We start from the raw sequence: 14,290 nt of genomic DNA on the forward strand, positions 1-14,290 counted from the left end.
CTCTAAATCTGGACATTTGAAACATAACCAAGATAGTCATAATCTCGCTAATCGATAAGCTGCAAGCCGGACCGCGCTTGCTTTTTGTCGGGCCTGTTAGCATATAATGTTCACAATGTTTATCTAACTCGTTGCAGAAATCGTCTATTTCGCAGAAAATATTAACCAGCTGGTGCATGTCCATATCACAAATTCCTTTCGTCGGGAAAAAATTGCGATATTACAATGTTCCAGCTACCTTTTTCTATTTCAAAACAAATTAACCTTTTGATCTATAATGCTTTATTAAAGTTTAAAACCCATTACTGGGGTTTATTTTAAGCGCCAGGATATCTCCTGGACAAGCGTTGTTATCGTTTGGAAGCGAGGAAATTTTCTTCCATTATTTAAAAACAACGCAACATGAGTTGCTTAATCAGGGTATTATAGTATAATATTTGTCCAATTATACGCTTTATATTATTTTATGAAATACCTTTTTTATTTAAGTTTGCTAATGAGTAGCGTACTTCACGCGACTACTTACACTATAAAACTGGGTAATACCCCTGTAAAAATTATAAAACAGATTGGCAGAGGAAAGACTTTTATTCATTTACATGAAAATGAAATTACGGCTTTGGCAGCGGCGAAGCGTTTTATTAGAAAAGAAGGGGGCACCTTAATTACGTTAAGACACTCTGGAAAGCGTAATATTGTTTTTTATTTAAAAGGGGTGCGTTATGAATTTGATCCGAATCGGATTTTTACGGATCAAGGAATAAAAAAAACATTGAAACAATTTGGTCATTATTCTCCTGCGGCCCACCATGAAGTTAAACAATTTGCTGTTAAAATAATAAAATTATTACCCCATAAAGGCAAAGTGATTGCCGTGCATAATAATCGCGATTATTCTATCCAGGAATATTTTCCCAGACATTCTCTGGCTACTGATGTTAAAGCCTTGCACTACCGTCCTGAAACTAATTACAGAAATTTTTACTTTGTCACTAAAAAAGAAGACTATCTTCGTTTGAAAAAGCTAAAATACAATGTTGCTCTCCAAGCGGCTAATGCGCAGAATGACGGTTCTTTATCCTATTATCTGGCTAAGAAAAATTATATTAATATTGAATCGGCTTATGGCCAGTTAAAGACCCAATTGAAAATGATCAGGTCTGCTTAAGTGCTTTGTGCCGGACAAAAAAACATTAACGCGAATTGGAATCGCCGACTTTCGTTGGCAATTCGGTACTCTTTGAATTTTTTGTCCAGCACAAAGGCTTAAGATTCTCTAGTTACTCGTTAAGTAGCTAATCCAGTCGCTTTAAGTTATGCTAAATGCGGGTATTAGAGATATACTCTGGAGGGATACTTATGAATTTTTATTACCTGAAAACGTTGCTGGCTGGTTTACTCATTAATTTATTTTCATGGACTGTTTATGCTGAGGTTCTTATTCAAGACGAGGCAAATAAACAGAAATCGTTTCAAACAATCTGTGTTGACTCCTGGATGAAACGTGTCAGTGATGTCAAGGATCAGGTGGGTTATAAAATTTTTGGGGAAAAATATTGCAATTGTGCGCAAACGCAACCTTTAGACAATGATGCTGCTGTTAATCAGGCGATCCAGGTATGTATCTCCCGCACTTTACTGCATGAAACGATGAATTCTTTAAAAAATAATGTGGACTTGAATAAAGTTACCGAAAATGATATCGAGCAGCATTGTCAGGATAAATGGAATCTTATTTATCCACAAACTTTATACAAAGAGAAGCAAAATACGCTTGTTTACTGTGAATGTTCCAAGTCCCGATTATTTAAACTTCTTGAACAAACAGGCAATAGGACTGAAAAAGAGTATGAGGATCAAATTGATGCTATTGCGGCAGCTTGTTCTGCAACAATTGTTTCAACAGAGAAGACTCAGGCAAAAGTTGAATAATAGAATAAATACCTCTTATTTGTGACAACATAAGAGTAGAAAAATCAAGCAATAAAAATTAATAAGTGCAAGGCTTGTGCATGAACAGTTTTATTTTTAATCCTAAGTAAAGACAACGATATTTTTTCATGCACAGGCCCTGTTGAGGATGATTTTTTAAGAGGCTGTAGTGATCAACAAAAATACTGAGTTTTATTACAAAAGCTCAAAAGCCTTATTATTACCAGCAATAATTAGCGATGAAATGCAATTGCTGGAGTTAAAATTAGGTAAAAAGCATTACTTCTTTCGTGGAACTGAAACCCCCTTTAATAACAGTTGCAGTGCAAACCTTGTCGCCGATAAATATTGTACTAATAAAATTCTTGCGCGTGCAGGTATACCTGTTGCTAAGGCTGTTTTGCTGCATGCAAGTGATTTGGAAAATGGTCAATTTGAAAAAAAAATAGCTCCATTAAAATTTCCTTTGGTGGCAAAACCGGCGATCGGCAGTTCCAGAGGTGATGCGGTGTTGTGTAACATAGAGACTATTGAGCGATTAAAAAATTATTTAATTCATCATTTTTCTTACTATGAATTTATTGTGATTGAAGAATTCCATTCTAACTTAAAATCCTACCGTGTACTTGTTCATAATCGACAAATAATTGGGGTTATTTTACGTTATCCAGCTCATGTAATGGGCGATGGCAAGCATAATATAGAAGAATTAATAGAACGGACAAACCAGGAGAGAACTCGTATTAATGATGCTTTGGGTCCTATTGTAATTGATGAGGAATGTCGCGTAGCCTTAAATGAATCGGGAATGGATTTAAATTATATTCCCCGGCGAGAAGAGCGAATTCGTTTAGGCTACACGTCTAACGCAACGAGAGGCGGTTCGTTTGAGGCTTTGGGTAATCGTATTTGCAAAGAAAACAAGCGTTTGTTAATTCGTATTACTGAGTTGATGAATTTAAATTTTGCGGGCATTGATGTAGAGTGCGAAGATATCAATCTGCCTTTGAAAACATCAAAAGGGATCATTATTGAAGTTAATAATAGGCCCAGTATCAAGATTCACGAAAACCCCATGCAAGGTAAACCTAATCCGGTAAGTAAAAAAATAATACGGAGCCTTATTTATCGGCACCCTCTTGCTTACCTTCATGTGTTGTATACTAATAGAAAGACTTTTTTTTATGTGAGAAGTCTTATTTTGATAACTATTTTGGGATTGATGTATCAATTCCTGATATGAATCCCGTGATGTATGAGGTACCTGTTTATGGGTGGAATAAAAACGATGGATGTCTCTTTAAGAGACGGAGGGCATCGAACCAATTTTCATTTTAAAACCGAAACGTTACAGAAAATTTTAACTCCTCTTGACAGATCTGGCCTTGAATACATTGAAATTGGTTATCGCAATGGTTCTTTACATCCTATAGAAAATTTGGGACGAGCGGGCTGGTGTGATGAGGATTATCTTCTTTTATGTCGTTCTTTGATTAAACGGGCAAAAATTGTGGTGATGGCTCATCCTGAAAATATAACTGTTTCTGATCTTGAAGAGTTAAAACGTTGTGGTGTGAGTCTTTTGCGAATTTGTATTGCTAAAGGAGGTGTTGAAACAGCTTATCCTGTTATTAATTGGGCCAGGGAAGCTGGTCTGGAAATCTCTGCTAATTTTATTCACATGTCTTATTATGATGACAATGAGTTAGATGATGTGGTGGAGAAAATCAGTCAGCATAATCCCGACATGATTTATTTCGCTGACTCCAATGGCAGTATGTTACCAACAAACATTGAAGCCATTTATAAAAAATATACCCGGAAATATGCTATTCCTTTGGGTTTTCATGCTCATGATAATTTAGGTTTGGCGCAAGCGAATGTCATGGCTGCTTTGAGTCATGGTGCTCAATATATTGATGCGTCACTGGCTGGTATGGGCAAAGGAATTGGTAATCTGAAAACAGAATTTTTTACAGCTTATCTGCATGCCACCGGGGTGAAAAAATATGATTTATCTGCAATTCTGACCTCTGCAAATTATGTCCGTGAGACGTTAGAAATAGGGCATGAAGCGATTGAAATGGATGAGTTTATTCGGGGGATTTCTGATTTTTCAACGGCTGACCTGAAGTTATTTAAAATAAATTCCAAAACCTGTTAGATAGTTAATGCGACTTTAAAATATACAATATAAATATTAAGAAGGAAAAATGAAGAAAATATTGGTTCTTGCTCCTGTCATGCCGCAACAAAGTGATCTTGAGAGCCTGGCGAATACACTTTCCTTTCTGCAGGAAGGAAATCAAATTGATTTTATCGATCCGTTGTCAATAACAGAAAAATTTTCTCAGGCAGCTTATTATGAGTTTTGGCAAAACGAATTGAAAAAGAAAATACTTCATTATGATGCATTATTTGGTTTTTCTTTTGGGGGGATAATCTTACAACAATGTTTTCCTGGTTTCGCTGGTATCAGAAAACCCATTATATTATTTTCAACACCGACATTTGCTGACAGGACACTGGAGGAAAAACTGGGTAAAGTTATTCGTCTTAGCCGAGAAAAACGAATTGATGAGGCGCTATACGCCCTTTATTCTCCTGTATTTTATCCTAATCACCCGCCTCAGGAAGTATTGACAACGCATAATAAGAAAAGCGCTGCAAGACGTCTGATTTTTGGTTTGCAACGTGTTTTACATACTGATTCAAGGACCATTTTACAGGAAACAGAGGTTACTCATTTACATCTAATCGGGGAACATTCGCAGTTGGTCAATAGGACTAACGTCAACGCGCCAAAAACAGGACGTCTAGTGGAGGTTCCAGGTGCCGGTATGCGTGTTTTACAAAACAATCCTGCCTATTGCCACAAATTAATCATGGAATGGCTGAATGATGCAGTTTAAAAGTCCCCTAAAAATAGCCGTCTTACCGGGTGATGGGATTGGTGTGGATGTTACCCATGCCGCTCTCCCTGTTTTCCATGCGCTCAATATTCCTGTTGAATTAACGACGGGTGATATTGGCTGGACGTTTTGGCAAAAAGAAGGGACGGCGATTCCACAACGAACATGGCAGTTAATTAAACAATCCGATACTATCTTATTAGGCGCTACAACGAGTAAGCCTAAACGTGAAGCCATTGCAGAATTAGCCGATGCTTTTCATCAGGCTCCACCTGATTACGTTTCCCCCATTATTCAATTACGACAACATCTGGATCTTTTTGCTAATATCAGACCCTGTTTTGCTATCAAAAATACCGATCGCTTTAATTGCTGCATCATCCGCGAAAATACAGAAGGATTATATTCTGGTTTCGATTATTATCCTTTACCAGCGCCGTTAAAAGAATTAATCAATGACAATCCTGCCTGGCGAACTCTTGCAGCAAGTGAGGTAAGTTGTACTTTACGTTTACAAACAAAGCCTGGCCTTAAGCGCTTATTTGAATTCGCGTTTCAATATGCTGATCAGCAACATATGAAACGCGTTACCTTGGCTGATAAACCGAATGTTTTGCGGCACAGCAGTGCCTTTGTGCGTGAGCTTTTTGAGGCGGTGGCAAGTCAGTATTCTCATCTTAAAGCGGATATTCTCAATGTCGATGCTGTGGCATTATGGTTAATAAGACGTCCTGAAGAATTTGGCGTTATTGTCGCAGAGAATATGTTTGGCGATATTTTATCGGATGTGGGTGCCGCTGTAATGGGGGGACTGGGGTTTGCTCCCAGTGCTAATGTTGGCCATAAAGGCTGTTATTTTGAGCCAGTCCATGGCAGCGCGCCGCGAATAGAGGCACATAAGGCTAATCCCTGTGCCATGTTTTTAACGATTGGTCTTTTATTACGGCATTTTGGGTATAACGTGCAGGCAGAAAAAATTAAGGAGGCGGTGGCTGCGGTGGTTAATGAACAACGATTTATTACCTATGATCTGGGAGGCCACAGTACCACAGAAATAATGGCTGAGGCTATTATTGAGCGCGCTTACGCCTTGTCTAAAACCTGAGGAGTGGCGCTATACTTAGATGAAGTAATATGAAGACAAAATAAATGAATCAATATCAACAATTAACCCGATTTAGTACTACAGAAGTATCTGATGCGCTTGATGCTTGCGGCGTGGAAGGTGCTTTATTGACTATTAAACCGCTGGCATTGGGTCATAAACTGGTTGGCCCTGCTTATACCATTGCTTATTTGCCGTATGAAAAAAAACCGTCAACGTTTCAGGATGCAGCAAATTATATTGATGCAGTACCCGCGCATTCTGTCATTGTGATTGATAACAAAGGGCGAGATGATTGTACAACCTGGGGTGATATTTTAACGCAGGTTGCTCTTCATAAAGGGATTGCCGGTACGGTAGTTCATGGTGCTGTGAGAGATGTGGATTGTATTCGTGCGGCCAATTATCCATTATTTTGTACTTCTACTTACATGCGATCGGGTAAAAACAGGGTTTATAAATCCAGTGAGCAGCATCCGTTAGTTATTAATGGTGTCACCATTAATCCAGGCGATATTGTATTTGCCGATGATAATGGTGTTTTAATAATTCCTCATTTTTTACTGGATGAAATCATTAATAAAGCAGAACGGATAAAACACACCGAAAAAAAAATTATTGCTGCCGTCAAAGGAGGTTCCAGTTTAGCTCAGGCACGGAAAAATTATCATTATGCCAAACCCTGGCTTGAGGAAGAGAGTCAGGATTGAAAGCATTAGCAGACTATAAATTCATTGATATTCATTATCATGCCTCGCCAGATCTCTATAATCGCCGTTTAAATGTGATGGAAGCTGGTTTTTGTTATCAACAGATGAATGGCGCTGTCGTTGTAAAAAGCCATTTGGGTGCTACTGCGGTGCAGGCAACATTGGCTCAAAATCAAGGTTTACCTGTATTACCTTCATTGGTGTTAAATCACATTGCAGGGGGTATTGATTATCGGGTTATCCTACGTGCGCTTGCTGAATATCAACCACATGTTGCAGCCAGGATGTTAGTGCATTTTCCTACTATTACGGGGCGTAAATTCAAGTCAAAACTAATAAGACAATTAAGCCATGACTATTTAAGCCCGCATACCATGGCGAATGAAACCCTGTTTAATGAGAGTGGGCGATTGAAAAGGGAAGTCATGGATATCTTAAAAATGACGCGGGATTATCCTATTGTTTTGTCAAGCGGGCATGCGTCCAAAGAAGAGGTGTATAGCTTAATAGAAGCCTGTATTAAAGAGAATGTGAGGGCTTTATTATTAAATCAGCCAGCGAATCCTTTAACTGGATTAACAGCCAATACATTAAAAGAACTCACCATACACGATTTTATTTGGGTGGAACAAACAGCACTGACTTATTTAATCGGTCATCAAACTAAAGAGGATTTTATTGAGGTACTAAATAATGTACCGCGAGTCATTTATAGTTCTGATTTAGGGCAGACTAATCAAATGGATATAGCTGCCTGGCGACATTATTCAGACAGGTTATTTCATGATTTTCATTTATCTCCAATGCGAAAGGAGGAGTTATGGCGGACTAATGCATTATCATTGTTGACATTTTAAACTTAAAGATTAATAATTGATCATAAACAGCCTCTCATTAGCAACTTGTTATTATTGCATTTAAGGAAAGGAGATAAAACAATGGCTAGTTTATCAAAACAAGGGAAATCATCCCCGCTTTCAGTTGAACACCCGTTAAAAAACCCGTTTATAGATTTACACCATGAGGTGAGTAAAGCAATGAATGAGTTTTATCATCTATTTGAACCCGTCAATTTCCATTTTGGTCAGTTTGAAAACGTTAAATTATCGCCATCCATGGATATTGTAGAAGACAATGATAATTTTAAAGTCGAAGTTGAAATGCCAGGCATGGACGAAAAAGATATTAAACTTTCTATTGATGAAAACCGGTTGACTATTTACGGAGAAAAAACAATTTCTAAAAAAGATGAGAAGAAAAATTACCTCTCTCGTGAAATTAGCTATGGTTGTTATGAGAGAAGTATTGAGCTGCCTCCCTCTGCTGATATTGATAAAGCCTGTGCTTCTTTCAAAAAAGGGATGCTGTGGGTAACCATTCCCAAGAAGGCAGGGAGTCAAGGGAAAGCTCGGAAAATCAATATAGAAAAAGCATAGAAAAATTAAGGTAAACAGCCTTTTCAGGTGCTCTCTTTCGAAGCCTGATGAAATCAGGCTTCAAGAATTTCTCTTAAAAATAATTCCATACTGATCCAGGAGCGATGATCAGCCTCTTTGTTGTAATGTAATCCCATTTCATCATCATTGGCTTCAGGATCAGTGAAGGAATGGGCTGTAAGGCCATACATATGCACTTGCCAATCTACCTGGCGTTTGGTCATTTCATTAGCAAAATGATGGACTTCTTCAAGAGGAACAAGTGGATCATCGTAGCCATGCAAAATAAGAATTTTTGCAGGGATGGGGGTCAACGAACAATATTCAGGGGCTGAAAGCAAGCCGTGAAAACTCACTACTCCCTTAATATCTACTCCTGTACGTGCAAGATCCAATACACATAACCCTCCGAAACAATAACCTATAGCGGCAATTTTTGTTTTATCAACCTGGGGCAAGCTAACTGCTGCATTAAACGCTGCAATAATACGATTAGCCAAGCGTTGCCTGTTTTGCCTTAGCGGCGTCATTAATGCTCTTTTTTCTATTTTAGTGGTGCCGATTTTTCCTTCGCCGTACATGTCGATTGCAAAACCAACAAAACCCATTGCGGCTAATTTTTTTGCCTTATTGCAGGTTTCTTCAGTACGCCCACCCCAATCATGTGCCACCAGGACACAGGGCTTGGGGCTTTGTGCCTGTTCTTCGTAAGCAATAAAGCCAGAACAGAGTGTTTCGCCATCATTATAGTGGATTATGCGAGTTTGCATTGCCTTTAACCGACTCCCTGAATTCCTAGCTGGACGGCGATTTGTTGCTCGTTAAGCTTGGTTGAGTATTTACAACAGTGTTTTGTAATAACATAATTGTATTAGTTAACAGTAAACGTTCTTGCTGGTGGCGAGTTAAATACAATTGATAATTGATTTCAGCAAGCAGTGTGGCAATTTCTTTTTGTACCGTTGCTGCTGATGCCTGATTAATTTGAGCAAGCCATTGAGTATTGGGTGATTGATCAGGGTTGTACAGGCGCCAGGTTGCCATGGTAAATTCGCTTAACTCCTGACTGGTTTGTTGTCCCGCGCTGCTTGTGCTTTGATTTTGGGGTAAGCGTCTGGATAACATGTAATAAAGATTGCCGAGACCCACCGAATATTGTGCAGCATATGTTTTCATATTTGCCAGATAGGTAGCAAGCGCTGCTTGTGCCTGTTGTTGCTGAACGGGTGTATACGTGTTGCTGGCGTTCAAAGCCTGAATATACAGCGCATCATAATCGTTACGGTTGGGCATGGAGAGAGGAGAAACAAGGCCGCTGACGAAACGAATAAAATTGGCCGCTTGCTGGGCTTGAGTTTGCGCTACCAAACCCTGGTTGGTATTACCGGAATCACTGGCAGCCGAAGAAGATGTCGAATTACTGGCAGAGCTGGTTGTAGTATACAGTAAGGGTGCCAGGAGACTATTACTGTTAAGTTGAGCTAAAAAAGGTTGGATCTGGTTGGGTGTGAAATAGTTTTGGGTATTAGGTATAGTGCCAATGACATTGGTTACTACCTGATTTGCGTTCAGAGTCCCGGAAGAATAAGAACAGTTAGCAATTGCTGTCCCGTCATTATTTAAACAATAACTGAAGCTCGGAGTCGTCAGAATATTCATCACCGCCTGGCTCACAGGGTCATTCTGATAGGGCGGCTGATCAACCAGTGGAGAGACGGATACCTGTTCTGGAGACGGACTTGCGTAGGGTGGAGTAGTGAACGTATAGTTTGCAAACGCATTAATGGCAGAATAGGTCTGTGAACTTGCAGGTACAAATTGAGTTGTACCTGGAGCGGCTGTATTAACTAATAAAGATCCCAAAAAGGTATTAAACAGATAATTTTGAATAACCTGAGTGGCTGGGAGATTAAGTAAATTTTGACTGATTGTGGGTGCAGTAGAACTGGTGCTTCCGGTGCCACTTGTACTGGTCGGGCTATTTTGCAGGTTATAACCGAGGTAAGCGCCTAAATTAAGCAGATAGGTAGGAAGATCAGAGTTATCATTGGCTCCTGAATTGCCGGGGGGATTGCCATCCGAAGCAAAAAGAGAGGTTGCCAGTAATAAAAAGCCAGGTAAAACCAGAACACCAGGTAATTTCATTATTCTTCTCCTTCAAGAGCACGAGCCACAAGTTTTAAACGATACTCAGAAAAAACACGCGATAGCAAGCGTAAACGTTCAAAGACAATATTTCGTTTGAGAAAAAAACCGGCAGGGTCATAACTGCTGACACTCGTTTCTTCAGCATGGATTAAAATGCGTGAGGCACTGCCAGGATGAACTGTATCGATAGCTTGTAAAAGGCGCAAACCTCTGCCTGATTTTATATTGCCTGCCAGACGTATAAAAATATCTTCCTGACCCAGAGTACTCATGTCTATTTTTTCAATGTCATCCAGCTCCCGGCCTAACCGGGAAAGGGTTTCTTCCAGTTCCGGATTGCCATCAAGAGTCCAGTCTTCCACGCTTTCCAGAAAGGTGATAACGCGATAAATGGTCGGATCAACATATTCATACCAATATTGGGAAGAGGCTTCATGGCTAAGATCAGGCATATTTACTCTTTTTTTACGTTGTCAGTGGATCGCGATTAATATAACTACTATATTATATTAAGAAGGGTAAAAGTCTATTTTAAAAGTAAAATTTATGAAAAATAAATCCGAGTCCCGAATTGTTAAACTTTTTAATAATATAATCAATATACGAGCATGGGCAGATTTTGATCGGGTAAAAACGTTTACTTTATATTTGGTTAATAGTTTTAAGAAATTTTTCATACCTCAGAAAAGAGGAAAAAGCGAATCATTTGAAGAAGCGATGCTACGTTTGAATATCAGTGAAACGGATTTGCAGGCCAAGAAAAAAGCTTTATATCGTTTAAGCCTTTTAATGTGCGCTGCGGCTATCTTTATTTTAACCTATGCTATCTATCATATTGTTTATGGAAATATCCGAGCCGTGTTGGTAAGTCTGGTGCTTATGTTAATTGCTTTGGTTTTAGCGTTTCGTTACCACTTTTGGTATTTTCAAATTAAAGAACGGAAACTCGGTTGCACTTTTCGAGAATGGTATAAGCAGGGTTTAATGGGTGAGAAATGATGAGACGATTATTTTATATAGTATGTTCCCTGTTTCCTGTGTTAGCCTTTGCGTCAAGCGGCACCGATAATTCAACGGGCTCTTCTTTAAGTTTTGCTCCCCCCCCGACTGATTCCTCAGTTGTCTTTTTAGGTAACATCTTCGGTGTAGTGGACGGGGTGTTGCATGGTACCGGTAGCCAGATTATGGGTACCATGTTTGGTGTATTTAATTCCGCGGTACTGGCGTTAGGCGGCATTATCATCATGTATACCCTGATGGTATCGACAATGAATACAGCCCATGAAGGGCAAATGCTGGGCCAAAAGTGGTCTTCCATTTGGGTTCCCATGCGCTCGACGCTGGGGCTTGCCCTGTTAATTCCAAAAGCGTCAGGTTATTGTCTGATGCAAATTTTTGTGATGTGGATTGTTGTTCAGGGTGTAGGTGCCGCTGATAAAATCTGGTCAGCTGCTTTGGGTTACCTCAATAGAGGGGGGGTGATTATTCAGGAGCAGGCTTCTTATACGCTCGTTCCTCCCAGTACAGGCACTAATAATCCTGCTCAAGAAATTGAGCAAGGCGCTACGACTATTCTTGCCGGCCAGGTGTGTATGCTGGGCATACAAAGTGTTTTGGAAACTCAACGTCAAAATTATCTTGATGCAAAGCAAAATGGTTCAGGCCCTTGTGCCAATACGCCTTCCGGCCCCGTGCAGACTTTTTGTAACACGCCTGTTCCTGATTTTTTAAGTACGGTCAATGTCGTCTCTGTCCAAAACAATAGTTCGACTGTCAGTAATCAGGTTCTAATGCCTAATTTTGATAATAATACCCCTTACCAGGTATTAAACGGGATTTGTGGCCGAATCAATTGGGATAGTTCTTCTACGTTGTTAAATACGGATAATAACACCCTTTCTCTTTCGAGTAGCGAACTCACTACAGCTAATATGTCCAGAGCAATAGCTATACAGCAAATGTATATTGATTTGTCTACCGTTGCGCGAGTAATGGTCAATAATAATCCTGAATTGAATCCCCAACAAAACAACACAAATAGTAGTGCGAATACACAAACACCGGCTGCTCCTTTTGCGCAACAGCAATTTGGCGTGCCATTCCTCACTTCAGGAACTCCTTGCACCTCATTAAGTCCCGATTGTCAAAGTTGGGGCGCTGATTCTTTTAGTACATCAGCCCCTCTTTTTAGTGGGACGGAATTCTGGGGGGCTATTAACGATTATAATGGTATTATGTTGCCTACCCTGACTTTGGCTGCGCAGCAAAAAGCGCAGATTGCTACTGAAAGCGAAAAGAGTTTTATTCAAAATGCCAATGCTCAGGGCTGGATGCTGGCGGGCAGTTATTTCTTTAATTTAATTTATCTTAATAATATAAATACCATTCCAGGCCTGGTAGATAAGGATACAGGCATGACCGGGAGCCAGTTGTTTGACCCCAGTAATCTTTTGTCGCCATTTACGAATGGACAATGCGGAGGTGAGTATGCTGATTTATGCCAGTGGTTAAATAAAAATCCGGATCTAATTCAGCCGGTTATCGCTTTAATCAATGGTTCCAGTGCTACAAGCGCCCAGCCACTTGCCAGCCTACCTAATTTTAGTTCGATGACGCAATCAATTACTCCTGCAGTGGGAAGCGCGTCTTCAACCACCTATGGTTTTATTACTAATTCTCTAATAGTTAATTTGCCGGGTCAGCAAGGAATAGAAACGCCTAAATTTCAAATGACTCTTACTACGCCTGCTTTTACTCCTAATCCTTTCCAGCTGAAAACTATGAATTTTCCTTGTGGACCAAAATTTCTGAGCCATTGTATTGAAGGAGACTTGCTTAATGCACTTTACAATACGATGGTAGTAGGTGTATTTAATTCTCTGATTAAGTTTATTACGCCTATTGCAGGACAGCTAATTCAAACGTTTATAGTTCAGCCTGCTTTGAGTATGGCAACTATTTTTCAATCAGGGGTTAGCATTATCGAACAAACCCAAGCCAATCCAATTCTTGCTCTTGCCACTATGGGAGTGGCTTACATCAATTTTTCCAGCGAATTGTGGCTTAACTTAATGGGGTTCGCAGTGAGTACAGCTTTAATCCCTCTTTTGGGTCAGGTAATTTTCGTTGTTGTTGCTTTAGGTTTACCAATTCTGCTCGCATGGATGGGTATTATGTTGTCTATTGGTTTTATTACAGCCTATTATGTTCCTTTTTTACCCTATATGATTTTTACTTTCGGTACTATTGCGTGGCTTGTATCTGTCATTGAAGCGATGGTTGCGGCACCTATTGTGGCTTTGGGAGTTACTCATCCTGAAGGCCATGAGGCTTTTGGTAAAGGAGAACAGGCAATAATGATCATGATGAATGTTTTTTTACGGCCTGCGATGATGATTATTGGTTATGTTGCTGCCATCGCATTGTCATACGTTTCTGTATGGATAATCAATGCTGGTTTTTCTAATGCGATGGCGTTCTTTACACAGGTACAGACTACGCAAATAAATGCCCCTGATAGTTTTTGGCCACAGGGTACAGGCAGTAGTAATACTCCGCCAGGCGGTACTAATACCCCTGTTAATACGTCAGGTTACACGGGGTGGGCTGCTTTGTATGCCTATTTCTTCTCTATCCTTATTTATACTACGATGTATCTTCTTGTAGTACAAAAAGCCTTTAATTTGATCGTTTACTTGCCCGATAGGGTGTTGCGATGGATAGGAGGGCAAGAAGAAAAAGTGGGTCAGGAAGCTGCTCAATGGACGGATGAAGCCAAAAGACAGGTAGAGGGCGCTGGTGACAAAACAATGAAGGCGTCTCAGCAGGCTGATCAGCAAATGGCTGGTTATGGTATGAAAGCTATTGGTGCGGCTAAAGACAAGATCAAGAGCATGACAGGAGGCGGAGGAGTAGTGGATTCTACTCCTGGTCCAGTTCCTGAATAACTGTGTTGTGTGTAGACCTATTCTTCCCGCAAGTGGAAATTCGCGCTTGATAGTCATGTCAGGGATTTATTTTGTAATCATTCCCGAAAATAAGTTAGAT

The 14,290-nt window shown here is 39.9% G+C and carries 12 protein-coding genes and 2 pseudogenes; 10 read left to right on the top strand and 4 right to left on the bottom strand.

What is annotated here, in order from left to right; genetic code table 11:
- Positions 1-184 (bottom strand): annotated as a pseudogene (locus T345_RS15340) (IS982 family transposase); the annotation flags it as partial.
- A 282-nt stretch (positions 185-466) separates the two neighbouring features.
- Between T345_RS15340 and T345_RS0107935 the strand changes: the two are divergent.
- The 8 genes and pseudogenes from T345_RS0107935 (at position 467) to T345_RS0107975 (ending at position 8,095) form a co-directional block, all read left to right on the top strand.
- Positions 467-1,168, top strand: coding sequence for a hypothetical protein (locus tag T345_RS0107935; protein ID WP_028388880.1), 702 nt, complete (start codon positions 467-469; stop codon positions 1,166-1,168).
- 191 nt (positions 1,169-1,359) lie between these two features.
- A complete protein-coding gene (locus T345_RS0107940; RefSeq protein WP_028388881.1) occupies positions 1,360-1,932 on the top strand; it encodes a hypothetical protein in 573 nt (190 codons plus the stop codon).
- A gap of 169 nt (positions 1,933-2,101) precedes the next feature.
- The gene (locus T345_RS0107945) at positions 2,102-3,175 is read left to right on the top strand and encodes a UDP-N-acetylmuramyl peptide synthase (RefSeq protein WP_242604596.1); all 1,074 of its coding nucleotides are present in this window, start codon (positions 2,102-2,104) and stop codon (positions 3,173-3,175) included.
- 27 nt (positions 3,176-3,202) lie between these two features.
- A complete protein-coding gene (locus tag T345_RS0107950; protein ID WP_028388883.1) occupies positions 3,203-4,096 on the top strand; it encodes a beta/alpha barrel domain-containing protein in 894 nt (297 codons plus the stop codon).
- Positions 4,097-4,145: 49 nt separating this feature from the next.
- Complete coding sequence (locus T345_RS0107955) at positions 4,146-4,844, top strand: alpha/beta hydrolase (RefSeq protein WP_028388884.1); 699 nt, start codon at positions 4,146-4,148, stop codon at positions 4,842-4,844.
- Positions 4,834-6,659 (top strand): annotated as a pseudogene (locus tag T345_RS15600) (isocitrate/isopropylmalate family dehydrogenase). The gene T345_RS0107955 and the pseudogene T345_RS15600 overlap by 11 nt, the downstream one beginning before the upstream one ends.
- On the top strand, positions 6,656-7,516 hold the full coding sequence (locus T345_RS0107970) for a DUF6282 family protein (protein WP_028388886.1): 861 nt from the start codon (positions 6,656-6,658) through the stop codon (positions 7,514-7,516). Before T345_RS15600 ends, T345_RS0107970 begins: the two are co-directional and overlap by 4 nt.
- Positions 7,517-7,597: 81 nt before the next feature.
- Entirely contained in the window at positions 7,598-8,095 is a 498-nt protein-coding gene (locus T345_RS0107975; RefSeq protein WP_028388887.1) for an Hsp20/alpha crystallin family protein, read from the top strand.
- A gap of 53 nt (positions 8,096-8,148) precedes the next feature.
- On the opposite strand, the gene T345_RS0107980 is transcribed toward T345_RS0107975, so the two are convergent.
- From T345_RS0107980 to icmW, 3 genes are read right to left on the bottom strand one after another with little or no spacing between them, the layout of a single operon-like run.
- Positions 8,149-8,865 (bottom strand): dienelactone hydrolase family protein, encoded by a 717-nt coding sequence (locus T345_RS0107980; RefSeq protein WP_028388888.1) that lies wholly within the window; start codon positions 8,863-8,865, stop codon positions 8,149-8,151.
- Between the two features lie 25 nt (positions 8,866-8,890).
- Positions 8,891-10,240, bottom strand: a complete 1,350-nt coding sequence (gene icmX, locus T345_RS0107985) for a type IVB secretion system protein IcmX (protein ID WP_028388889.1) — start codon at positions 10,238-10,240, stop codon at positions 8,891-8,893.
- Positions 10,240-10,695 (bottom strand): type IVB secretion system protein IcmW, encoded by a 456-nt coding sequence (icmW, locus tag T345_RS0107990; RefSeq protein ID WP_028388890.1) that lies wholly within the window; start codon positions 10,693-10,695, stop codon positions 10,240-10,242. The genes icmX and icmW overlap by 1 nt, the downstream gene beginning before the upstream one ends.
- A gap of 94 nt (positions 10,696-10,789) precedes the next feature.
- Here icmW and icmV point away from each other — a divergent pair, with 94 nt between their 5' ends.
- Both icmV and dotA read left to right on the top strand, forming a co-directional pair.
- Positions 10,790-11,242, top strand: coding sequence for a type IVB secretion system protein IcmV (gene icmV, locus T345_RS0107995; protein ID WP_028388891.1), 453 nt, complete (start codon positions 10,790-10,792; stop codon positions 11,240-11,242).
- The gene (gene dotA / locus T345_RS13875; protein ID WP_051555203.1) at positions 11,239-14,190 is read left to right on the top strand and encodes a type IVB secretion system protein DotA; all 2,952 of its coding nucleotides are present in this window, start codon (positions 11,239-11,241) and stop codon (positions 14,188-14,190) included. The genes icmV and dotA overlap by 4 nt, the downstream gene beginning before the upstream one ends.
- Positions 14,191-14,290 lie beyond the last annotated feature (100 nt).

The organism is Legionella fairfieldensis ATCC 49588, from assembly GCF_000621525.1.
GTDB classification, from domain to species: Bacteria; Pseudomonadota; Gammaproteobacteria; order Legionellales; family Legionellaceae; genus Tatlockia; species Tatlockia fairfieldensis.

Bases quoted from the DNA above. Each gene is read 5' to 3' on its own strand.
- T345_RS0107935 (WP_028388880.1), top strand. From the start codon at position 467: ATGAAATACCTTTTTTATTTAAGTTTGCTAATGAGTAGCGTACTTCAC.
- T345_RS0107940 (WP_028388881.1), top strand. From the start codon at position 1,360: ATGAATTTTTATTACCTGAAAACGTTGCTGGCTGGTTTACTCATTAAT.
- T345_RS0107950 (WP_028388883.1), top strand. From the start codon at position 3,203: ATGGGTGGAATAAAAACGATGGATGTCTCTTTAAGAGACGGAGGGCAT.
- T345_RS0107955 (WP_028388884.1), top strand. From the start codon at position 4,146: ATGAAGAAAATATTGGTTCTTGCTCCTGTCATGCCGCAACAAAGTGAT.
- T345_RS0107975 (WP_028388887.1), top strand. From the start codon at position 7,598: ATGGCTAGTTTATCAAAACAAGGGAAATCATCCCCGCTTTCAGTTGAA.
- T345_RS0107980 (WP_028388888.1), bottom strand. From the start codon at position 8,865: ATGCAAACTCGCATAATCCACTATAATGATGGCGAAACACTCTGTTCT.
- icmX (WP_028388889.1), bottom strand. From the start codon at position 10,240: ATGAAATTACCTGGTGTTCTGGTTTTACCTGGCTTTTTATTACTGGCA.
- icmW (WP_028388890.1), bottom strand. From the start codon at position 10,695: ATGCCTGATCTTAGCCATGAAGCCTCTTCCCAATATTGGTATGAATAT.
- icmV (WP_028388891.1), top strand. From the start codon at position 10,790: ATGAAAAATAAATCCGAGTCCCGAATTGTTAAACTTTTTAATAATATA.
- dotA (WP_051555203.1), top strand. From the start codon at position 11,239: ATGATGAGACGATTATTTTATATAGTATGTTCCCTGTTTCCTGTGTTA.